Genomic DNA, 21,095 nt, shown 5'->3' on the forward strand with positions numbered 1-21,095 from the left:
CGTCTCGTCTCCCAGGAGTCACGATGAGCCCCGACCACCCGCCCGGACTCGATCTCGACCGGCTGCGCGGGCTGCTCGACCGGGAGCGGCCCGGCCTGGTACGGGGCCCGCTGACCGGCCGGCTGATCGAGGGCGGACGGTCGAACCTCACCTACACGGTCACGGACGGCGCCTCGCGGTGGGTCGTACGGCGTCCCCCGCTGGGCCATGTCCTGGCCACCGCCCACGACATGGGGCGCGAGCACCGGGTGATCAGCGCCCTGCATCCGACGGACGTGCCGGTGCCGCGCACGGTGCTGCTGTGCGAGGACGAGGACGTGCTCGGCGCGCCGTTCTACGTCATGGAGTTCGTCGAGGGCACCCCGTACCGCACCGCGGGGCAACTCGCCCCGCTGGGCGAGGAGCGCACCCGCGACGCCGTGCTGTCCCTGGTGGACACCCTCGTCGAGCTGCACGCGGTGGATCCCGCCGAGGTGGGCCTCGCCGGCTTCGGCCGCCCCGAGGGCTTCCTGGACCGGCAGCTGCGGCGCTGGGGAAAGCAGTTGGCGGCCTCCCGCGACCGTGAACTGGCCGGCGTCGACGAGCTGCACGCGGCACTCGGGCGCGCGCTGCCCGACTCGCCCGCCCCGGCCGTCGTGCACGGCGACTACCGCCTCGACAACGTACTGCTCGGCCCGGACGACCGGATCACCGCGGTGCTCGACTGGGAGATGTCCACGCTCGGCGATCCGCTGACCGACCTGGGCCTGTTGACGATGTACAGCACGCCGCTGGGCATGCCCGGCTCGCCGGTGTCCACCACCGCCGAGGCTCCGGGGCACCCGTCCGCGGCGGAGCTCGTCGAGCGGTACGCCGAACGCTCGGGGCGTGACGTCTCGGCGGTCTCCTGGTACACGGCGTTCGCCTGGTTCAAGCTCGCCGTGATCCTGGAGGGCATCCACTACCGGTACACGCTCGGCCAGACGGTCGGCCGGGGTTTCGACCGCATCGGCGACCTCGTCCCCGTCTTCATCGACCACGGACTGACCACGCTTCAGGAAGGCTGACCGGACATGGACTTCGCGTTCGACGCGCGCACCGAGGAGCTGCGCGCCAGGCTCCTGGCCTTCATGGACGAGTACGTGTACCCGGCCGAGGCGGTGGCCGAGGAGCAGCGGGCCGAGCTTGCCTCCCCGTGGGACACCCCCGCCGTGGTCGAGGAGCTGAAGACGGAGGCGCGCAGGCAGGGCCTGTGGAACCTGTTCCTGCCGGACGCCGGGTACGGCGCCGGGCTGACCAACCTCCAGTACGCCCCGCTCGCCGAGATCGCCGGCCGCTCCCCGCACCTGGCACCCGTCGCGCTGAACTGCGCGGCCCCCGACACGGGCAACATGGAGGTGCTCGCCCAGTTCGGCGACGAGCGGCAGAGGAAGCAGTGGCTCGAACCGCTGCTCGCGGGCGAGATCCGTTCGGCGTTCGCGATGACCGAGCCGGAGGTGGCCTCCTCGGACGCCACGAACGTCACCACGCTCATCGAGCGCGAGGGCGACGAGTACGTCATCACCGGCCGCAAGTGGTACATCTCCGGCGCGATGAACCCGGACTGCAGGATCTTCATCGTGATGGGCAAGACCGACCCGGACGGCCCGGACATCCGCCGCCAGCAGTCCATGGTGCTGGTGCCGCGCGACACCCCCGGCGTCACCGTCCGGCGCGCGATGCGGGTCTTCGGGTACGAGGACCACTCCCACGGCGGCCACGCCGAGGTGGTCTTCGACCACGCGCGCGTGCCCGTCTCCCACCTGATCGGCGAGGAGGGGGGCGGCTTCGCCATCGCCCAGGCCCGGCTCGGACCGGGCCGTATCCACCACTGCATGCGGCTGATCGGCATGGCCGAGCGGGCGATCGAGCTGATGTGCCGCCGGGCGGTGTCCCGCACCGCCTTCGGCAAGGCGCTGGCCCAGCAGGGCGTGGTCCACAACTGGATCGCGGACGCGCGGGTCACCGTCGAGCAGTTGCGGCTGCTGGTGCTGAAGACGGCCTGGCTGATGGACACCGCCGGCAACAAGGGCGCGCACACCGAGATCCAGGCCATCAAGATCGCCACGCCTCGTGCGGTGGTCGGCATCCTCGACCGGGCCATCCAGTTGCACGGCGCGGGCGGGTTCAGCCAGGACCTCCCCCTCGCCGAGCTGTACGCGGCCGCGCGCACGCTGATGATCGCCGACGGTCCGGACGAGGTGCACCAGCGGTCGCTGGCACGGCGGGAGTTGAAGAAGTACCTGTGACGCGCGGTGGTCGGGGCACCGGCGGTGCGGCGCCCGGGTCACGCGGGGAGCAGCGCCGCCTCGCGTGAGAAGAAGGCCAGTTGGGCCTTCTTCTCCGGCAGGTACACGTCCGGCAGGTCCACTTCGGGCAGGGTGACAAGGGGTCCTGCGGTGAAGCCCTCGCGGAGGAAGCGGGCGACGGCCTTGCCGTTGCGCACGTCGGGGTCGACCACCACACGGGTGCGGCCGGGGCCCAGGAGGACGTACGACAGCAGGGCCGTCATCAGCCGGGAGGTCCACCCGGACCGCTCGGCGCCCGGCGCGGCGGGTGCCAGGAGCAGATGGATGCCGAGGTCGCCGGGATCGACGGCGTAGCACTCGCCGACGCGGTCGGCGGACGGTTCGTAGGTCTGGAGGAGGGCGACCGGTTCGCCGTCCTTCGCGACGAGGAAGGCGTGGTGGGTGTCGAGGGTGGCCATATGGGCGTAGATCTCGGCCACCTGCTCCTCGGTGAGACCGGTCATGCCCCAGAACGCGGCCCGTTGCTCACTCACCCAGCGGTGGACCACCCCGGCGTCGGCCCGTGCGTCCAGCGGCAACACGCGAACGGTGCCGAAGCCGTCGAGGTGCTCCTCGTGGACGGCCTCGCGGGAGGCGTACGGGCGGTGCGGGGCGTTGACGGTGTGCGCGGTGCTCACGCTGTGCGCGTCAGACATCGGTCTCCTCGCTCTCCTTCTTCATCCGCTCCCAGTCGGTGACGACCGGGACGAGCTTTCCCGCGCGCCACAGGGGCAGTTGGTCGCGGTGGTGGGGCGAGCCGGGGATCCCGGACGCGCCGAACGGGACCACCCACCGGCTGTCCTCGCGGCGTGCCAGGTCCCACACGTAGCGGGCGGCCGGACCACGCGCGGCCAGGTCGGTGAGGCCGGGGACGGCGGAGGTGCACAGCACGCAGTCGTGGTCGCCGGACAGTCCGGGTTCGTCGTACGGCGTCCCGGGCGGCAGCGCCCGCCAGGGGGCGAGGCGGTGGGTGTCCCCCCAGGTGCCCGCGGGTGGCCGGGCGGCTGCCTCCTCGATCGCCTCGCGGACGGTGGACGGCCGGTCGATCCCGTACGACTTCTCGGCGGTCAGGAGGTGTTCGAGGGCGTAGGCGACGCGCGGGAGCAGGGCCAGCCAGGGCAGGAAGACCTCGGGGTACGCGGGCGGGTCGGCCAGCACGGCGAAGGCGGGATGGGCCGCCAGCCGGCGTACGACAGCAGAGCGCACGGTCGCGAAGAGGGCCGCGTCGGTACTGTCGGCGTCCATGTGGCGGTCCCACCGCAGGAGCCTGTCCCGCAGGGCGGCGGCCCCGTCGCTCAGGCCGTCGAGGGCGGCGAGGTGTCCCAGCAGGGGCGCGGCGGAGGCGAGCCAGGTGTCGGTGTGGAGCGCGGAGACCTCGGCGGCGGACCACCGCCGGCGCTCGTCGAGCAGGCCCCGGATGCGGTCGGCGCGGTGCGGCGGGGCGAACTCGACGCCCAGGGGGGCGGCCGGGCCGCGCTGATTGGCCATGACGGCGACGCCGTCGGTCAGTCCGGCGCGCGGCGGCTCGTGCCATCCCCGCCAGTCGTGTCCGGGCTCCCAGGCGGGCACCACACGGATCCGGTTGGCCTCGGACCGCACCGGCACCCGGCCGGCCACGCGGTGCAGCACCCCGCCCCGGGTGTCGGCGGCCTGCACGACGTTGACCGGCTCGGCCCACCGGTCCACGGCCCGGTCGACGTCGGCAACCCGGCGCGCCCGCAGCAGGGGCAGCAGGGCCTCGAACCCGAGGTCGCCGGTGACACGGGGCGGGTGGCGCAGGCTGATCGCGACCGGGACCGCGCCGGACTCGTCCGCACCGTCGTCCAGCCCTTCGGGGCCGCCGATGACGACGGGGCCCCGCTCGGTCTCCAGCACCTCCACCTCGACCGGATCCTCTCCGGCCACCTCGATCGTCTCGGTGTGCCGGGCGGCCCGCCGCCAGATGCCGTCCGGACCGAGCGCCTCGACGCCGGCGCCGGTGCGCCGCAGCCGTTCCCGGTACAGGTCCTGGTAGTCGGCCATGGCGTTGGTGATGGCCCAGGCGACCGTGCCGGTGTGCCCGAAGTGGGCGATGCCGGGGACGCCGGGCACGGCGAGGCCGACGACGTCGAACTCGGGGCACGCCAGGTGGATCTGCTGGTAGACGCCCGGCTCCTCGATGAAGCGGTGCGGGTCGCCCGCGATGACCGGCTGCCCGGTGACGGTCCGCTCGCCGGCGACGAGCCAGCCGTTGCTGCCCGAGGTGCCGGGGCCGTCGGTGGCGAACAGGCCCACCGCGTCCGCGTCGAGGCGGGTCACCACCTGCTCGCGCCACAGCTTGGCGGGGAAGCCCGCGAAGAGGATGTGAGTGGCGAGCCAGACACCCAGGGGCGTCCACGGCTCCCAGCGGCCGGGCGTGAGGCCGGCGCGGGCGAACTCCGGGGCCGTGGCGGCCGTCAGTCCGGCGTTGACGCCGTCCACGTACGCCCGGACCCAGTCCGCCGTCTCCGCGTCGCACCGCTCCAGGGCCATGAAGCAGCGGCGCGCGGTGTCGTCCAGGCGGGCGCGCCGCGCGAACCGGTCCCAGGGCAGGGCCGACGGGCCGAGGAAGGACGCCGAGGTGCCCTGTGCGCGGTGCCGCTCCACCTCCAGTTGCCAAGAGCGGTCCAGGGCGGTGACGCGGCCCTGGGCGCGGGCCAGTTCCGCCACGCCGTCCGCACGCAGGTGGGGAATGCCCCAGTCGTCGCGGTAGACCTCGGTCGCCACCCCACACCCCTTCGTCATGTTTAGGCAAGCCTAACCTAATTCATTCCTGGCGGAATCGTACGGATCCGCACCGCGGGAGGCACTCGAACGCGCGCACAGTGCTCGCACAGAAATGGCATGTGCCGTTCATCGGACGGCCACGCGACGCGCGTTGAGGCGACAGGGTCCGGCCCTTGAATTCCCTTGCGCGGGCCGACCGGTCATCGCGCGGCGACATTGTTTCCACAGTGGGGGGAACCACAGGTGGCGGCCACGCACCATGGGCCCGGCGGTAGGAATGCGGACGGACCGGGCCAGGACAGAGCAGAGTCCGAGACGGCGGTTTCCGACAGATCGGAGTCCGACAGATCGGAGTCCGGCAGATCAGCGTCCGAGGGATCGGGGTCCGGCAGATCGGGGTCCGGCAGATCGAGGTCCGACGGAGGGCAGTCCGGACGACCGGAACCCGTCGAAGGGCCTTTCAACCGACCGGAGTCGGGTGAACCGTCGCCCCGGCGGCCCCGGGCCGCACGCGGGTTCGGCGACCGGGTCTTTCGCCTCCAGCTGACGGCCACCGGAGTCGTCGTCCTCGCCATCATGGCGGCGGTCGGCCTCTTCCTGCTGCTGCGGGCCGGACAGGCGCTGCGCGTCGCCAAGTTCTCGTTCTTCACCACTGCCGCCTGGCAGCCGGACGCCCACAACTTCGGCATCGCGGCCGTACTCACCGGAACCCTGCTGATCGCCGCCGTCGCGGTGGCCGTCTCCGTTCCGCTGGCCGTCGCGACAGCCCTGTTCATCTCGGACGTGGCGCCGCGCAAGCTGCGCCGCACCCTGGTCGCCATGGTCGACCTGATGGCCGCCGTGCCGTCGGTGGTGTACGGGCTGTGGGGGCTGTTCCTCCTCCAGCAGAACGTGATCGGGCTCTCGCGCTGGCTGTCCGACTGGTTCGGCTGGATCCCGCTGTTCACGGTGGACGGCACCCAGCCGGGCGACCCGCTCGCCTCCGCCAGCGTCTACACCGCGTCCACCTTCATCGCCGGGATCGTCGTCGCCCTGATGGTCGCGCCGATCCAGTGCTCGGTGATGCGGGAGGTCTTCGCACAGGCCCCGGCCGGCGAACGCGAGGGCGCCTACGCGCTCGGTGCCACCCGCTGGGGGATGATCCGCGCGGTCGTCCTGCCCTACGGCAAGGGCGGCATGATCGGCGGGACGATGCTCGGGCTGGGCAGGGCGCTCGGCGAGACGATCGCGGTGTACATGATCATCTCACCGGTCTTCGTCATCCAGCCGCACATCCTGCAGACCGGCTCGAACTCGGTCTCCGCGCTGATCGCGCTCCACTACGGCGATGCCTCCTCCTTCGGTATGTCGGCGCTGATGGCGGCGGGCCTGGCGCTGTTCGTGCTCACCCTGGCGGTCAACTTCACGGCCTCCACCATCGCGGCCCGCTCCCGTTCCGGCGCACAGAGCGAGGCATGAGATGACCGTCGTCCAGGACACCGCCCACAGCGTCGAGGACTCGGCACCCCGCGGCCCTGCCGGGTCCGCCGAACTCCCCGACCAGCCACGCCGGATCGGCGGCCTGACCCGCTCGGGCGTGCTCGCCCTGTGCGGCGCCGCACTCTCCGGGTTCTGCACCGCCGTGCTGCTGTTCGGCCAACTCGCCCCGCTCTCCGGAGCGCTGGGGTTCACCGTCACCGCCTACGTCGCCTTCCTCGCCTGCTACGCGGTGCTGACCGGACTGGAGGAGGACGGTCAGGCCGTACGCGACCGGGTGATGACCGTGGTGCTGTGGACAGCGGCCACGCTGCTGTTCCTCGCGCTCGCCCTCGTCGTCGGCTTCACCGCCTGGCGCGGTCACGAGGCGCTGGGGCACCTCAACTTCCTCACCGAGGACATGCAGTCCACGGGCCCGCTGGACCCGCTGGACCACGGCGGTATCGCCCACGCGATGCTCGGCACCCTCATCATGATCACAATCGCCCTGGCGATCACCGTGCCGCTGGGTCTGACCTGCGCGGTCTACCTCAACCAGATCCCCGGCCGCTTCTCCCGGTTCGTCAGGACCATCGTGGAGGCCATGACGGCGCTGCCGTCGATCGTGGCCGGCCTGATGGTGTACGCGGTCTGGATCCTCGGCCTCGGCATGCAGAAGTCGGGCCTCGCGGCGGGCTTCGCGATCAGCGTGATGATGCTGCCGATCGTGATCCGCGCGGCGGACGTCGTACTCCGGCTGGTGCCGGGCACGCTGACCGAGGCGGCCGAGGCGCTGGGCGCTCCGCGCTGGCGCACCGTGTGGCACGTGGTCCTGCCGACCTCGCGCTCCGGGCTCGCCACCGCGGTGATCCTCGGCACCGCCCGCGGCATCGGCGAGACCTCGCCCGTACTGCTCACCGCCGGCTACATCGCGGCGGTCAACGCCAACCCGACGAACGGACCGATGGTCTCGCTGCCGCTGGCCGTCTTCACCTTCGTCAAGTCGCCCGAACCCGCGCAGATCGCCCGCGGTTTCGGCGCGGCGGCGGTCCTGATGGCCCTGGTCCTCGTGCTCTTCACCGTCGCCCGGGTGATCGGCGGCCGCGGCCCCGGCCATCTCAGCCGCCGGCAGGCCCGCCGCGCGGCCCGCGCCTCACGCCGTGACGTGGACCGCTTCACCGAACTCCACGCTCCCGCACTCCCGTTGTTCGACAGCGTCCCGCAGACCACCGACCCGTCCGCCACAGCCTTCAGGCCCACCACCGAGGGCCTGGGACACAAGCCCGGAGAAACCGACTGATGCGCAGTCACCTGCCCCTTCGTCCGCGCCGCCTACGCGCGCCGGCGATCTCAGTGTCGCGGCAGGCACCGTTCGCCCCGTCGCGACGCCCGGCACGCTCCCCCGAGCTCTTCGAGCAGGGGGGACCCCCACTCACCGCACCGGCCGAAAGCCCAAGTACGCCCAGTACGAGGGCTTCCGGCCGGCACGCCGACAGCACGCACCGGACGCCGCTCCTTCACGGGCGAACACTGCCTGCCGCGACACTGTGCGCGCTGCTCGCCATGATCGCCGGGCTGCTGGCCGGCCCGCTCGCGGCGACCGCCGCCGCCGAGAGCTACACCCCGATCGCCGGAGCCGGCTCCACCTGGGCCGAGAACGCCGTCGACGAGTGGCGCCGCGCCGTCAACCAGTACGGCATGCGGATCAGCTACGCCGGCACCGGATCCTCCGACGGCCGCCGCCAGTTCCTCAGCGGCACGGTGGACTTCGCGGTCTCGGACATCCCGTTCCAGACCAACCCGACCGACGGCTCCGCCGCCGAGCGGCCGGGTGCCGGGTCGTACGCCTACATGCCGATCGTGGCCGGCGGCACCGTCTTCATGTACCACCTGACGGTCAACGGCCAGCGGGTCACCAACCTCCGGCTCTCCGGCGACGTGGTCACCAAGATCTTCACCGGCGCCATCAAGTCCTGGGACGACCCGGCGATCAAGGCCGACAACCCCGGTCTGCAGCTGCCCCACCGCCCCGTCGTCCCGGTGGTCCGCTCGGACGGTTCCGGCTCGACGGCCCAGTTCACCCTGTGGATGGCCAACCAGCACAAGGCCCTGTGGCAGGACTACTGCCGCAAGGTGGGACGCTCCGGCGCGTGCGGGCAGACCTCCTACTTCCCGACCGTCCCCGGCATGATCGCCCAGTCCGGTGACCTCGGTGTCGCCGCGTACGTGTCGCAGAGCTACGGCGAGGGCGCGATCGGCTACGTCAACTACTCGTACGCGCTCAACGCGCACTACCCGGTCGCCAAGGTCCTCAACCACGCCGGCTACTACACCGAACCGACCCCGCAGAACGTCGCCGTCTCGCTGCTCCAGGCGAGGATCAACACGAACAAGAGCTCGCCGGACTACCTCACCCAGCAGCTCGACGGCGTCTACAACGACCGGGACAAGCGCAACTACCCGCTCTCCAGCTACTCGTACATGATCCTGCCGCTGAAGGTGCAGGGCACGTTCACCAAGGAGAAGGGCAAGACGCTCGGCGCGTTCTCCTACTACTTCATGTGCCAGGGCCAGCAGCAGGCACCCCAACTCGGCTACTCGCCGCTGCCGATCAACCTCGTCCAGGCGGGCTTCGACCAGATCCGCCGGATCCCCGGTGTGCAGGCCCAGAACATCAACATCAAGGGCTGCAACAACCCGACCTTCACCGCCGACGGCCACAACAGGCTGGCGGAGACCGCGCCCTACCCGGCGGAGTGCGACAAGAAGGGCGCCACCGCCTGCACCACAGGCAGCGGCGGCGCCAAGTCCGGCGGTGGCTCCGGAAGTTCGGGCGGCACCTCGGGCGGATCCACCGGCGGCGGCACGAACGGCGGATCCACCGGCGGTGGTTCGACGGGCGGCGGTTCGACCGGCGGTTCCACCGGGGGCGGTTCGGCGACCGGCGGCACGTCCGGCGGTGGCACGGGCGGCAGCGGTGGCGCGGGCGGCACGGGCGGCACCGGACCGGACGGCACCGGACAGCCCTCCGTCGACCCCGACACCGGGCAGACCCTCGCGCCCGGCGGCGCGCCCGGCGGCGGGGGCGAGGGCGGGGGCGCCACGGTCGCCGACGGCACCATCGCCCTGGCCCAGCCGGTCACGGTGGCCGGGCGTCCCGGCTGGACCGGCACCCAGACCCTGATGCTGATCACCGCCCTGCTGCTGCTCGGGCTCGTCCTGCTGCCCTCCGTCGTCTCCCGGGCGATCGCCGCCCGCAACGGCGGCCGCGACGGCCACAACCGGTTCACGAACGGGGGCCCGCGATGAGCCGGGACACAAGAGGCAGGACGGCGCGCGTGCGCGGGCTGCTCCTGCGGCTGGTGGCCGGGGCCGCCGCCGGCGCCCTCGCGGGCCTCGGCGTGGCCCAGGCCGCCCAGCCCGCGACCGCCGCGAGCGGCGCGGCCGGCACCGCCTCCGCCGTGACGGTCTCCGGGCACGGCGAGTTCAAGGACATGAAGTTCACGGTCGCCCAGACCACCCACCTGACCAGCCAGGCGATCACCGTCTCCTGGACCGGCGGCGCCCCGACCACGTTCGCGGGCACCTGGTTCAACACCGACTTCGTGCAGATCATGCAGTGCTGGGGCGACGACGACGGCGCCGTCCCGGACAACCCCGGCCCGCCGCGCACCCAGTGCCAGTACGGCGCCTCGCCGACCACCGACCGCGGCAGCTGGCCGGGCAACGAGCGCGACGACACCCGCAAGGTCACCTACAGCGCCTCCCCCACCGGTTACGGCGAGGACGACCGGTACGGCGCGGGCGCTCCCCTGGGCCAGGGCGAGGTGCCCTTCAAGTCGGTCGACGGCACGGTGGTCACCACCAACACCCAGAACAACCCGTTCTACAACCGCAACACCACCAACGAGATCGACTTCGCCCGCACCGGCGCCGACGGCACCGGCCGCGAGTACTTCGAGGTCCAGACCGCCAACGAGGCACCGCACCTGGGCTGCGGGGCCGAGGCCGGCAAGAAGGGCGCCGCCCGGCCGCGCTCCTGCTGGCTGGTGATCGTCCCGCAGGGCCACCTCGACCTCGACGGCGAGCCGTACGCCGACAAGAGCATCGTCAACGCGGGCTCGCCCGTCTCCTCCACCAACTGGAAGAACCGCATCGCCGTCCCGCTGAGCTTCAACCCGGTCGGCAGCGGCTGCGCCCTCGGCTCCGACGAACGGCCCACCATGGGCAGCGAACTCGTCGCCGACGCCATGACGAGCTGGCAGACGGCCCTGTGCCCGACCGGCACGGTCTACGGCTACACCAAGCTCGGTGAGCCCGACGCCCGCACCCGGCTCGCGGGCACCGGCTCCGCCGGACTGGCCTTCACCACCCGCGCACTGGGCGCCGACGAGGGCACCACCGCACCGTCCGGCCCCACGGCCTACGCTCCCGTCGCGCTCTCCGGGGCCGTGATCGGCTTCACCATCGAACGCAGGCCCAAGGCGGGGGCCCCGGACGACATCCGCGGGCTCGCCGGGACGAAGGTCGACTCCATCGACCTCACGCCCCGCCTGGTCGCCAAGCTGTTGACCGAGTCGTACCGCAACTCCCCCTGGGGAGCGGTGCTCGGCGACCAGGTCGCCAAGGGCTACGACTGGGCGAGGAACAACCCGGCGGGTCTCGCGAGCGACCCCGAGTTCATCTCCCTCAACCCGGAGTTCGAGCATCTGTCGGTCTCCGAGACCCCGGCCACCGACACCGATCTGCTCACTTCGCTCGGCCACTCGGACACGGCCCGCGCGCTGTGGCAGTGGATCCTGTCCGACAAGGACGCCCGCGGCTTCCTCGCGGGGACGGCCGACGACTGGGGCATGCGCGTCAACCCGTTCTACAGCACCGACGCGCACCTGAACCCGACGGGCGTGGCCTACGAACCGACCCTGGCCGACGACTACCCCAAGAGCGACCCCTGGTGCACGATCCCGCCGGGCACCGGTGCCACCGACAAGCAGTGCATGACCGACTTCCACCCCTACGTGTCCGACATGCACTCCGGAGCCCTGCACACCCGGCGCGCCGACACGCTGTGGAAGGCGACCTGGGACGCGCTGGCCAACCCGCCCGCGTACAAGAGCACCGGCCCGCAGACCGTCGGATCGCGGTTCGTGATCGCGGTCACCGACGCGGCCTCCGCCGAGCGCTACGGGCTGCAGACCGCCCGGCTGCGCAACGCCGCCGGCCGCTTCACCGCGCCCACCACGGCAGCCCTGACCGCCGCCGCCGCGAGCGCCGCCGGCAAGGGGGCGCCGGAGATCAGCCCGGCCCGGGCCACGGCCGAGGGCGCCTACCCGCTCGCCCAGCTCGTCTACGGCGCGGCACGACCTGGTGAGCTGGACGCCGCCGCCCGCAAGGACTACGCGGCCCTGCTGCGGTACGCGGTGGGCGACGGGCAGATCAGCGGCGCCGACCCGGGCCGGCTCCCGGCCGGTTACGCCCCGCTGTCCAAGGACCTGCGCACCCGCGCGCTGCAGGCCGCCGACACCCTCGAGCACTACACCAAGCCTTCGTCCCACGGCGGCGGCCCGGGAGGCGGCTCGACCGGAGGAAACGGGGGCTCCGTCTCGGGCGGCTCCGACTCGGGCGGCCTCGGCACGGGCGGCGGTTCGGGCTCCGGGGGCGTGTCGGGCGGCGGTGCGGCCGGGGGCGGCACCGGCTCCGGCGGGACCGGGCCGGACGGCGGGAAGGCGAGCCCGACGCCCAGCGGCGCGCCCTCCTACGACGGCGGCACGGCCGTCCGGACCACGGCCTTCGGCACCACCCCGGACGACCCCGCGAACGCGCTGCGCTACGCCGTCCCGGTCGGCGCCGGAATCGGCGCCGCCGCCGCGGCGGGCGCGCCCTTCGCGGGCGGCAGCCGGCTGCGCCTCCCGCTGCGGGTGCCGCTTCCCGGTGGCCGCACGGTGACCGTCGTACCGGCGTTCACCCTGCCCGAACGGCTGCGGAGGTTGCTGCCGCCGGGCCGGGGCTGACCCTCCGACCGGAGCCGGGCCTTCCGGGGTCCGGCTCTCCACAGACGACCGTCCGCCCCGAAAGGCAGTCGGGGCGGACGGTCCGCACCACCCTGCCAGATTTCCGGCGTGCTCTCGGCCGGCTCGACGCAGGGCACCCCCACGGCACCTCCCCCACACCCACCGCACAGCACATCCACGCACACCGTCAGGAGACTCTCGATGCGCAGAATGCGCTCTACGGCCGCCCTCGTCGCCGCCGCCGTGGTGACCGGTGGCCTCGCTCTGGCGAGCCCGGCGTCCGCCGATCCCACCCCCGCAGGGACGTTCCGCCAGCTCGTCGGCGTGGGCTCCGACACCACGCAGGACGTGCTCAACGCCCTCGCCGGTGACGCCCCCCGCTACGCCGCCTCCGCCATCAAGTCGGAGGGCGGCGCGGGCATCGCCTCGTACGACGCGGTCGAGCCCGGCACGGGCTCCACCACCTCCAAGATCCAGACCCGCACGGGCGGCCCGTCCTTCCTGCGCCCCAACGGCTCCGGCAAGGGCCGTCTGGCGCTGAGCATGTCGCTCACCGGCGACAAGTTCCCCGACACCAACGGTGCCGCCATCAAGGGCCAGGTCGACTTCGCCCGTTCCTCCGGCGGCCCGAGCACCTCCGGCAGCGCGCTCACCTACATCCCCTTCGCCCGGGACGCCGTCGGCGTCGCGGTGCGCGGCTCGGCCCTGGACAGCCTCACGGTCGAGCAGCTGCACGACATCTACGCGGGCAACCTCAAGCAGGTGAACGGCCAGACCGTCCACCCGTACATCCCGCAGAACGGCTCCGGCACCCGCTCGTTCTTCCTCGGCACGATCGGTCTCAACGACTCGACGATCGACCCCAAGATCCCGACCGTCCAGGAGAACCAGGCCAACGACGCCATCACCGCCGACGGCGCGCTCGTCCCGTTCTCCGTGGGCAGCTGGATCGCCCAGATCAACGAGGTCGCCCCGGACCACAGCAGGGCCGCCGCCGCCCTCGGCGCCCACCTCGCCTCGGTGCAGCTGCCCGGCGACAAGGGCGTCACCAGCCCGGTGACGACCGTCAACGGCAAGCTGGAGCCGGTCCGCGGCTACTACGAGAACGCCACCTTCGGCCGGGACGTCTACAACGTCGTGCCCAGCCGGGCGATCGACTCCACCAGCATCTTCTTCGACAAGGACCTCTACGACGTCTTTGTCACCGACAGCGGCCACACCGCGCAGATGGCCAGCGACAACTCGCAGAAGGTCATCGCCGACTTCGGCTTCATGAACGAGTCGTACAACGGCTCGGTCAACCCGGCCAAGCACGCCAAGTTCGGCGGTCTGGAGCAGTCGGGCGTCGACCTCAGCGCACCCGCCGCGCCGGCCCTCAAGGCCACCCCCAGCACCGGGAACCTCGCGCTGACCTGGACCGCCCCGGCCGCCCCGGGCCTGCCGGTCACCGACTACCGCGTCACGCTGACCCGCGCGGACGGCACCCTCGTGGCGGCCAAGGACGTCCCGGTCACGACCACCTCGTACACGTTCAGCGGTCTGGCCAGCGGCAAGTACACCGCCACGGTCGCCGCCGCCAACCTCAACGGCACCGGCACCCCGGCCGCCTGGACCGGCGACGTCAACGTCAAGTCGGCGAGCACCACGCAGGCGAGCGCCGCGGCGACCGCCTACGGCAAGGCGCCGAAGGTCGCGGTCACCGTCACCGGCCCGAAGGGCGTCGTCCCGACCGGCAAGGTCACGGTGAAGGAGGGCTCCACCACCCTCGGTACCGGCACCCTCAACTCGTCCGGCAAGGTCTCCGTCGGCCTGTCGAACCACCTGAAGGTCGCGACCCACAAACTGACCGTCTCCTACGCCGGCGACAGCAAGCTCAACACGTCCTCGGCGACGGTCTCGCTGAAGGTCACCAAGGCGGCGCCGTCGGTCGCCGTCACCCGGCCCGCCTCGGTCAAGCACACCGACCGCGCCAAGGTCACCGCGAAGGTCACCGCGACCGGCACCACGCCGGCCGGCACCGTGCGCGTCTACGAGGGCTCCAAGGTGATCGCCACCGGCACGCTGAAGGCCGGCAAGGTCACCATCACCCTGCCGAAGCTGAGCCGCGGCAAGCACACGCTGCGCGCCTACTACGTGGGCTCCTCGACGGTGAACGCGAAGAACAGCGCGAACTTCACCATCAAGTCCACCTGACCCCGCTGCCGGGGAGGCCGCCGCGACGGCGGCCTCCCCGGCGGTACGCAAACCCCACGAACCATGAAGGAGGCGGGCCGCCGTGACGGTCGCCGTACAGACCACGCCCGCACCGGCCCTGCTCCGGACCCGCGTCCGGAGCGTCCCGGCCGTCCGCCACATCGCCCGGGGCGCGCTGCTCAGCCTCGCCGCCCTGCTGCTCGGCATCACCGCTCAAGTGCTGTTCCTCAGCGGCGTCCAGGAACGGGCCGCCCAGCACACGGCGTACGACGAACTGCGCAACGCGCTCGCCCTGGGCACGGGCCCGGTCTCCCAGACCGACCAGCAGGGCAGGCTGCTGGCGCCCGGCACACCGGTCGCCCTGATCGACGTCCCCTCCCTGCGTCTGCGTCAGGTGGTCCTCGAGGGAACCGACTCCGCCGTCATGACCGACGGCCCCGGCCACCGTCGCGACACCCCGATGCCCGGGCAGGCCGGCACCAGCGTGCTGATGGGGCGGGCAGCCGCCTACGGCGGCCCGTTCGGACGTCTGGCCGACCTCGCCGAGGGCGACAGGTTCACGGTGACGACCGGCCAGGGCGAGGCGAAGTACCGGGTCGTCGGCGTGCGGCGGGCCGGAGACCCGGCGCCCGCCCCGCTCGCCTCCGGCCAGGGCCGGCTGGTGCTGGCCACGGCCACCGGTCCGGCCTACATGCCGGGCGGCATCCTGCGCGTCGACGCGGACCTGGTCTCCGCGCCCTTCGAGACCCCGGCGGCCGTGATCAGGCCCGGCACGCTGCCGGAGGCCGAGCAGCCGCTGGCCCGCCCCTCCGGGGTGCCGTGGCCGCTGGTGATGTGGCTCCAGGCCCTGCTGGTCGCGGCCGTCGCCGCGGTGTGGACCTGGCACCGCTGGGGCCGTCACCAGACGTGGATCGTCTTCGCCCCGGTCGTCGCCCTGCTGGGGCTCCAGGTCGCCACCCGGACCACCGAACTGCTGCCCAACCTGACGTGACCGCTTCCCGAGCCCTGCCGCGAACCGAGGTACCCGCCGTGACCGACGCCACCGACTCCCTGACCGACACGGTCGTCCTGCCCCCCGTCACCACCGTCCCCGCCGCCCCGGACGGGCCGGACGGGCCGGCGTCCGCTCCCGCGACGCTCGAAGCCCGCGCGGTGTCGGCCTGGTTCGGCAGCCACCAGGTGCTGAGCCGGGTGTCCCTGACAATGCCCTCCGGCCGGGTCACCGCCCTGATCGGGCCCTCCGGCTGCGGCAAGTCGACGTTCCTGCGCACCCTCAACCGCATGCACGAGCTGATCCCGGCCGCGGCCTTCTCGGGCGAGGTGCTCTTCGAGGGCGAGGACATCTACGCCCCCGAGCGGCGCCTGACCGACGCCCGGCGGCGCATCGGCATGGTCTTCCAGAAGCCCAACCCGTTCCCCGCCATGTCGATCTACGACAACGTGGTGGCCGGTCTGCGTCTGACGGGCACGCGCGCGAGCCGCCGCACGAAGGACGAGCTGGTCGAGGAGTCCCTCACCCGCGCCGGGCTGTGGAAGGAGGTCAGGGACCGCCTCCGCCAGCCGGGCGGCGCGCTGTCCGGCGGTCAGCAGCAGCGCCTGTGCATCGCCCGCGCACTGGCGGTACGCCCCCGGGTGCTCCTCATGGACGAACCGTGCTCGGCGCTCGACCCCACCTCCACCCGCCGGGTCGAGGAGACGATCCAGGAACTCGCCGGCCAGGTGACGGTCGTGATCGTCACCCACAACATGCAGCAGGCGGCCCGCGTCTCCGACCAGTGCGCCTTCTTCCTCGCCGAGCAGGGCACCCCCGGGGGCATCGTCGAGCACGGCCCGACCGAGGACGTCTTCGGCACGCCGAAGGACCAGCGGACGGCGGACTACGTGGCGGGCCGGTTCGGCTGACGGACCCCCGGGGGGGCGGAATCCGCACGACCAATGCGTCCGGGCAGCGCGCGTTCGACGCGCTGCCCGCGTGGGTCGTTGCGCGAACGCCGCCCCGGCATTGAGGTTGTCAGGATGAAGACCCTGCTCGAGATCGTCCTGAAACCTTTCATCGGTGGTCTGCTCGTGGTGGGTTTCGCCCTGGTGGCGGAGGCCGTCCAGCCCAAGCGGCTGGCCGGGATCTTCGCGGCCGCGCCCTCGGTGGCGCTGGCAGGGCTGATCCTGACGGTGGTGTTCAAGGGCGACCTCGACGCGGCGACCGCGGCACGGGGCATGGTCGCCGGAGCGCTGGCGTTCACCGCCTACTGCCTCGTCGAGGTCCCGGCGCTCGGCAGGTTGGGAGCCATGCGCGGCTCCGCGGCGGCCCTTGTCGTGTGGTTCGCGACAGCGGCCGCCATCGCCTTCGCGGTGACGCCGTGAGGCGATCGCCGCGGCCCGCGGGAGGGAACGGGCAAGGGGCCGGGGACGACGACCGGGTGCGGATGGACCTGCGGGCCGCCGCGCGCACACCGCGCAAGGACCTGTTCCTCCGGTTCGGCTTCGGCGCGGGCGTGTCACTCCTGGCGGCCGTGGCGTCACGACTGTTCGGGCCGTTCGTCGGCGGCGTGTTCCTCGCCTTCCCCGCCATCCTGCTGGCCAGCCTGACCCTGGTGGCCGAGGAGGAGGGGCTGACGAGCGCCCGCGACGACGCGCGTGGCGCCGCTCTCGGCACCCTGGGCCTTGCGGCGTTCGCCGTGGTCGCCACGGTTCTCCTCCCCCACCACTCGGCGTGGCTCGCGCTCGGCGCCGCGACGGCGGCATGGCTCGTGGTGTCGCTCGGCGCCTACGCGCTCGCGCGAGCGACGGGGTACGGGGGCGAGGAACGCCCCCGCGCGGACAAGTGACGGAGAGCCCCCGGCCGGCCGTGGACGCCCGCTCCCACGCAGGTTTCGCCGGGCAGCTCGCGGCCACCCGAGTGACGGGGCCGAAGCCGGCCCCCAGGGGCGGTTCACCGGTCGCCGGCGTCCGGCCCCAGTGGCGTTGAAGCCGTACGCGGCCGCGGTCGGCGACGGTCCCGGCGCCGCCGGGCACGAGGAAGGAAGGCCCATGCCCGCCTCGGACACGCTGGCGGAGTACCGCCGGAAACGGAACTTCCACACGACACGGGAGCCGAGGGGCGAGGACCGGTCCGAGTCCGGTCCGAAGCCCCGGTTCGTGGTGCAGATCCACGACGCGAGCACCATGCACTTCGACTTCCGGCTGGAGGCCGACGGGGTGCCCAAGGGACCGTCCGGTGACCCGTACGACAAGCGGCTCGCCATGCCCACCGAGGACCACCCGCTGGACTACCGGAACTTCGAGGGCGTCATCGCCGAGGGCGAGTACGGCGCCGGCACGGTGATCATCTGGGACGAGGGAACCTTCCGCAACCGCAGTACCGACAAGCGCGGCCGGGAGGTCCCGTTCGCCGAGGCGCTGGAGCGGGGCCACGCTTGGTTCCGGCTCAACGGCAGCAAGCTGCACGGTGATTGGGCGCTCACTCGGTTCCGCCAGGGCGACGGGGGCGAACGCGAGGCCTGGCTGCTGGTCAAGTCCCGTGAGACCGACGGCGCCCGGCAGCACACGCCCGATCCCCGCCGAGCCCGGTCGGTTCGCTCCGGACACACCCTGGGGCAGGTCGCCGCGCTGGAGGGCGAGGCGAAGTGACCGGACGGCGCCGGCGACCGCGAACGGCAGCCCCGTCTCCGTGACGAACTCGGCGGGCAGGCCCGCCTCGTGCGCGGCGTCCGCCTCCGCCCGCAGCTTCTCCACGTTCCGGGGGCACTCGGTGGGCCGTCGTCACCCCGATCGGTACGGGCGTGCTCGCTCGGCGTCGAGGGTGAGTCCCAGGCCGGGCGCTCCGTCCCGGCCGACGGCAAGGGCGCCTCCCGCGGGGTCCAGCACGCCGCCGAAGAGGAGCCGCTCGCGGACGTGGTCGTGGAACCAATCCAGATGGCGCAGGTTGGGAACGGTGGCGGCGGCGTGGGCGTGGGCGTGCGGTGCGCAGTGGCCGGAGATGTCCAGGCCGTGTGCCTGGACAAGGGCGGCGACGCGCAGCCAGACGGTGATGCCGCCGCACCGGGTCACGTCGGCCTGGAGACAGTCGACGGCACCGGCGGCCAGCATGCGGGCGAAGTACGGAAGCGTGTAGCCGTACTCCCCCGCCGCGAGGTCGGGGGTGATCCGGGCGCGCAGCGCGGCGAGTGTGCCGAGGTGGTCGGAGGAGACGGGCTCCTCGAACCACGTCACGCCCTCGTCGGCGAGCGCGGCGGCCACCCTCACCGCCTGCTTGGCGCCGTAACCGCCGTTGGCGTCCACGTACAGGTCGGCCGTTTCGCCGATGGTGGCGCGGGCCCGCGCCACGCGCCGTCGGTCCCGCTGTTCCCGCTGCCCCCAGGACTCCCCGATCTTGATCTTGACGCGGGGAATCCCCTCCTCCTCGACCCAGCCCCGTAGTTGCCGGTCCTGCTGCCGGTCGTCGTAGGTGGTGAAGCCCCCGCTGCCGTACACGGGCACGTCGTCGCGCGCCGCGCCGATGAGGTGCACGAGGGGCAGGCCGAGCAGCCGGGCCTTGGCGTCCCACAGGGCGATGTCGACGGCCGAGACGGCCTGCGCCGCGATGCCGGGCAGACCGGCGTTGCGCACGGCGCGCCGCATGGCCTCGTTCAGGTACGGCACGTCGAGAACGCCGGCGCCGGTGACCACGCCGGCCAGCAGGTCGTCGATGACCTGCGCCGCCGCCGCGGGGGCGTAGGTGTACCCGAGTCCGGTGACATCGCCGCAGCGGACGGTGGCGAGAACGAGCGTGGTGCTGTCCCAGGCCAGGGTCCCGTCCGCTTCAGGCCCATCGGTCGGAACGGTGTAGACGGCACTCTCCACCCGCTCCACAACCCGCTCTCCACTCACCGCTGCTCCTCCCCGCCGCATCCCCCTGACCGGGTACCCCGGCGTCGCGGAGCGAAGAGGGCATCGAGGCGCCCACGGAGCCATCCTCTCCACCGCTCCCGGTTCGCGAGCGGCCCGGAGAGCGCCATCCGGACCCGTGTCGCCGGGCCTACATGTGCCTGCCGTGGGCGACCGAGACGATGAACAGGACCACGATGCACAGCACGACGGCGGCGAAGACGGGCCAGCCGCGTCCCTGGTTCTCCTCCTCGCCGGGCCGCCCGCCCGCGCCCGCCCCGGCCGATGCCGGGGAGGAGGCCACATGGCGCCAGCCGTGGCAGGCGGCGCAGGGGGTGGACGGGAAGGGGACCCGGACGTTCTGGCTGCTCAGCCCCGCCGTGGGGAAGGTGGCCCGGACGCCCGGTGAGGTAGGCGTCAGTCCGTGGAGGTAGATGGCGGTGCGCCGCGGGTCGAGGATCGCCGAGCGGTCGTCGCCGGGGTGGGCCAGCGCGGTCACGACCTGGGCCGTGGCCAGGGCCACGAGCTGGATGTCCACCCGGGCGCCGCGGGCCGCCTGCGTGTCGGCGGTCCCCTGCCGGAAGGCCACCGCGCACTCGTAGCAGGGCGTGCGCCTGCCGGGGAGCACCCACAGGATCTCGCCGACCTCGGCGTCGCGGATCCTCGGGTCCACCCAGACCGCCGGGTAGGCCGCGGGCCTGCCCACCGCGAGGGCCACGCGGTTGACGTGGCGCTGGCACACGGCCGAGTCGGTCGCCGCCACCACCACGTTCGCACCGCCCACCAGTGACCGCTGCTGCTCCGTGGGCAGTTCGAGAAAGTCCGCGTGGTGGCCGGTGGCGTCGCAGGAGGGGAAGTCGCGACGGATCTGCCCGGCCAGTGCCAGGGCCTTGGGCTGTCCCAGGGCCGGGGCCCCGAGCGGATGGCGGATCAGGTTCTCCACCGCGAGCGTGTCGGGGTCGACCAGCCGGAGCGGGCTGAACCCGATCCGGGCGAGTTCCTCGGCGAGAAAGCCGCCGACCGCGCCCGCGCCGACGATCAGCACCGCTCCCCTGCGCCGCCGGTGGCGCGCCCAGACGCGGTCCTCGGGCGGAGCGGTCAATCGAAGGTCCAGCGAGCCACGCGCACCGGGCCCGGCCCGGTCTGCTCGTGGCGGTCGGAGTCCTCCTCCGGCTTCAGCTCCCCGGTGTCGGCGTCGAGGAACCACTCACGCTCACTGGCGCGTCGCTGCTCCTCCGTCAGCTCGGCCTTCCGCAGGGTCTCCGGTGCTGCACCCATGAGAACTCCTCCCGCCAGGTCTCCCTTGTTTTCTGCATCACGCTGCAACGCCCTTTCCACGCTACGCGCCGGTAGCGGTGACGCATCCCGGGACGGCCGGCCCGCCGCGGAACGCGGATCTGGGCACCCTGGCTCCACAGTCTGTGCGGCGCCTTGTGAGCACAGGATGCAGGCGGCCACGGTCGTCGCCGGTGACTTCCGGGCCGTGCCGGCGCGGCCCGGGAGACGTTCTCACCCGGGTCGC

The 21,095-nt window shown here is 72.9% G+C and carries 17 protein-coding genes; 12 read left to right on the forward strand and 5 right to left on the reverse strand.

The window, feature by feature from the left end; genetic code table 11:
- The first annotated feature begins 23 nt into the window (after nucleotides 1-23).
- Together OIE49_RS05950 and OIE49_RS05955 are read left to right on the forward strand one after the other, a co-directional pair.
- Nucleotides 24-1,046, forward strand: a complete 1,023-nt coding sequence (locus tag OIE49_RS05950) for a phosphotransferase family protein (RefSeq protein ID WP_326801399.1) — start codon at nucleotides 24-26, stop codon at nucleotides 1,044-1,046.
- 6 nt (nucleotides 1,047-1,052) lie between these two features.
- Nucleotides 1,053-2,267 carry an acyl-CoA dehydrogenase family protein gene (locus OIE49_RS05955; RefSeq protein WP_326801400.1) on the forward strand — a complete coding sequence of 405 codons (1,215 nt, stop codon included), beginning with the start codon at nucleotides 1,053-1,055 and terminating at the stop codon, nucleotides 2,265-2,267.
- Between the two features lie 38 nt (nucleotides 2,268-2,305).
- Here the strand turns inward: OIE49_RS05955 and OIE49_RS05960 are convergent, their stop codons facing one another.
- Both OIE49_RS05960 and OIE49_RS05965 read right to left on the reverse strand, forming a co-directional pair.
- Complete coding sequence (locus OIE49_RS05960; RefSeq protein WP_326801401.1) at nucleotides 2,306-2,962, reverse strand: GNAT family N-acetyltransferase; 657 nt, start codon at nucleotides 2,960-2,962, stop codon at nucleotides 2,306-2,308.
- Nucleotides 2,955-5,069 carry a penicillin acylase family protein gene (locus tag OIE49_RS05965; protein WP_442812215.1) on the reverse strand — a complete coding sequence of 705 codons (2,115 nt, stop codon included), beginning with the start codon at nucleotides 5,067-5,069 and terminating at the stop codon, nucleotides 2,955-2,957. The genes OIE49_RS05960 and OIE49_RS05965 overlap by 8 nt, the downstream gene beginning before the upstream one ends.
- A 225-nt stretch (nucleotides 5,070-5,294) precedes the next feature.
- Between OIE49_RS05965 and pstC the strand changes: the two genes are divergently transcribed.
- The 10 genes from pstC (at nucleotide 5,295) to OIE49_RS06015 (ending at nucleotide 18,337) form a co-directional block, all read left to right on the forward strand.
- Nucleotides 5,295-6,509, forward strand: coding sequence for a phosphate ABC transporter permease subunit PstC (pstC, locus tag OIE49_RS05970; RefSeq protein WP_326801402.1), 1,215 nt, complete (start codon nucleotides 5,295-5,297; stop codon nucleotides 6,507-6,509).
- Nucleotide 6,510: 1 nt separating this feature from the next.
- Complete coding sequence (gene pstA, locus OIE49_RS05975) at nucleotides 6,511-7,806, forward strand: phosphate ABC transporter permease PstA (protein ID WP_326801403.1); 1,296 nt, start codon at nucleotides 6,511-6,513, stop codon at nucleotides 7,804-7,806.
- 263 nt (nucleotides 7,807-8,069) lie between these two features.
- Nucleotides 8,070-9,815 (forward strand): phosphate ABC transporter substrate-binding protein PstS, encoded by a 1,746-nt coding sequence (gene pstS, locus OIE49_RS05980; RefSeq protein ID WP_326801404.1) that lies wholly within the window; start codon nucleotides 8,070-8,072, stop codon nucleotides 9,813-9,815.
- Between the two features lie 29 nt (nucleotides 9,816-9,844).
- The gene (locus OIE49_RS05985) at nucleotides 9,845-12,517 is read left to right on the forward strand and encodes a hypothetical protein (RefSeq protein ID WP_326801405.1); all 2,673 of its coding nucleotides are present in this window, start codon (nucleotides 9,845-9,847) and stop codon (nucleotides 12,515-12,517) included.
- Between the two features lie 201 nt (nucleotides 12,518-12,718).
- Nucleotides 12,719-14,710, forward strand: a complete 1,992-nt coding sequence (locus OIE49_RS05990; RefSeq protein WP_326801406.1) for an Ig-like domain repeat protein — start codon at nucleotides 12,719-12,721, stop codon at nucleotides 14,708-14,710.
- 82 nt (nucleotides 14,711-14,792) lie between these two features.
- On the forward strand, nucleotides 14,793-15,701 hold the full coding sequence (locus tag OIE49_RS05995) for a sortase (protein ID WP_326801407.1): 909 nt from the start codon (nucleotides 14,793-14,795) through the stop codon (nucleotides 15,699-15,701).
- 38 nt (nucleotides 15,702-15,739) lie between these two features.
- On the forward strand, nucleotides 15,740-16,612 hold the full coding sequence (gene pstB, locus OIE49_RS06000; protein WP_326801408.1) for a phosphate ABC transporter ATP-binding protein PstB: 873 nt from the start codon (nucleotides 15,740-15,742) through the stop codon (nucleotides 16,610-16,612).
- Nucleotides 16,613-16,726: 114 nt separating this feature from the next.
- Nucleotides 16,727-17,071 (forward strand): DUF3147 family protein, encoded by a 345-nt coding sequence (locus tag OIE49_RS06005; RefSeq protein WP_326801409.1) that lies wholly within the window; start codon nucleotides 16,727-16,729, stop codon nucleotides 17,069-17,071.
- Complete coding sequence (locus tag OIE49_RS06010; protein WP_326801410.1) at nucleotides 17,068-17,535, forward strand: DUF3147 family protein; 468 nt, start codon at nucleotides 17,068-17,070, stop codon at nucleotides 17,533-17,535. The genes OIE49_RS06005 and OIE49_RS06010 overlap by 4 nt, the downstream gene beginning before the upstream one ends.
- A 202-nt stretch (nucleotides 17,536-17,737) precedes the next feature.
- Entirely contained in the window at nucleotides 17,738-18,337 is a 600-nt protein-coding gene (locus tag OIE49_RS06015) for a DNA polymerase ligase N-terminal domain-containing protein (protein WP_326801411.1), read from the forward strand.
- A gap of 132 nt (nucleotides 18,338-18,469) precedes the next feature.
- Here OIE49_RS06015 and OIE49_RS06020 read toward each other — a convergent pair whose 3' ends face one another.
- The 3 genes from OIE49_RS06020 to OIE49_RS06030 all read right to left on the reverse strand — a co-directional run bounded on the left by OIE49_RS06020 (nucleotide 18,470) and on the right by OIE49_RS06030 (nucleotide 20,851).
- Nucleotides 18,470-19,597: an enolase C-terminal domain-like protein gene (locus OIE49_RS06020; RefSeq protein WP_442812216.1), complete on the reverse strand. Its 1,128-nt coding sequence runs from the start codon at nucleotides 19,595-19,597 to the stop codon at nucleotides 18,470-18,472.
- Between the two features lie 127 nt (nucleotides 19,598-19,724).
- Nucleotides 19,725-20,675 carry a ThiF family adenylyltransferase gene (locus tag OIE49_RS06025; RefSeq protein WP_326801413.1) on the reverse strand — a complete coding sequence of 317 codons (951 nt, stop codon included), beginning with the start codon at nucleotides 20,673-20,675 and terminating at the stop codon, nucleotides 19,725-19,727.
- Nucleotides 20,672-20,851, reverse strand: coding sequence for a hypothetical protein (locus tag OIE49_RS06030; RefSeq protein ID WP_326801414.1), 180 nt, complete (start codon nucleotides 20,849-20,851; stop codon nucleotides 20,672-20,674). Before OIE49_RS06030 ends, OIE49_RS06025 begins: the two co-directional genes overlap by 4 nt.
- Between the last annotated feature and the right edge of the window lie 244 nt (nucleotides 20,852-21,095).

Origin of the sequence: Streptomyces sp. NBC_01788, from assembly GCF_035917575.1 — a bacterium.
GTDB lineage: Bacteria > Actinomycetota > Actinomycetes > Streptomycetales > Streptomycetaceae > Streptomyces.

Excerpts from the sequence above, each read along its gene's own strand:
- OIE49_RS06030 (WP_326801414.1), bottom strand. The coding sequence starts at position 20,851 with ATGGGTGCAGCACCGGAGACCCTGCGGAAGGCCGAGCTGACGGAGGAG.
- OIE49_RS05960 (WP_326801401.1), bottom strand. The coding sequence starts at position 2,962 with ATGTCTGACGCGCACAGCGTGAGCACCGCGCACACCGTCAACGCCCCG.
- OIE49_RS05950 (WP_326801399.1), top strand. The coding sequence starts at position 24 with ATGAGCCCCGACCACCCGCCCGGACTCGATCTCGACCGGCTGCGCGGG.
- OIE49_RS06005 (WP_326801409.1), top strand. The coding sequence starts at position 16,727 with ATGAAGACCCTGCTCGAGATCGTCCTGAAACCTTTCATCGGTGGTCTG.
- OIE49_RS06020 (WP_442812216.1), bottom strand. The coding sequence starts at position 19,597 with ATGCGGCGGGGAGGAGCAGCGGTGAGTGGAGAGCGGGTTGTGGAGCGG.
- OIE49_RS05955 (WP_326801400.1), top strand. The coding sequence starts at position 1,053 with ATGGACTTCGCGTTCGACGCGCGCACCGAGGAGCTGCGCGCCAGGCTC.
- pstS (WP_326801404.1), top strand. The coding sequence starts at position 8,070 with ATGATCGCCGGGCTGCTGGCCGGCCCGCTCGCGGCGACCGCCGCCGCC.
- OIE49_RS05990 (WP_326801406.1), top strand. The coding sequence starts at position 12,719 with ATGCGCAGAATGCGCTCTACGGCCGCCCTCGTCGCCGCCGCCGTGGTG.
- OIE49_RS06015 (WP_326801411.1), top strand. The coding sequence starts at position 17,738 with ATGCCCGCCTCGGACACGCTGGCGGAGTACCGCCGGAAACGGAACTTC.
- OIE49_RS05965 (WP_442812215.1), bottom strand. The coding sequence starts at position 5,069 with ATGACGAAGGGGTGTGGGGTGGCGACCGAGGTCTACCGCGACGACTGG.
- pstA (WP_326801403.1), top strand. The coding sequence starts at position 6,511 with ATGACCGTCGTCCAGGACACCGCCCACAGCGTCGAGGACTCGGCACCC.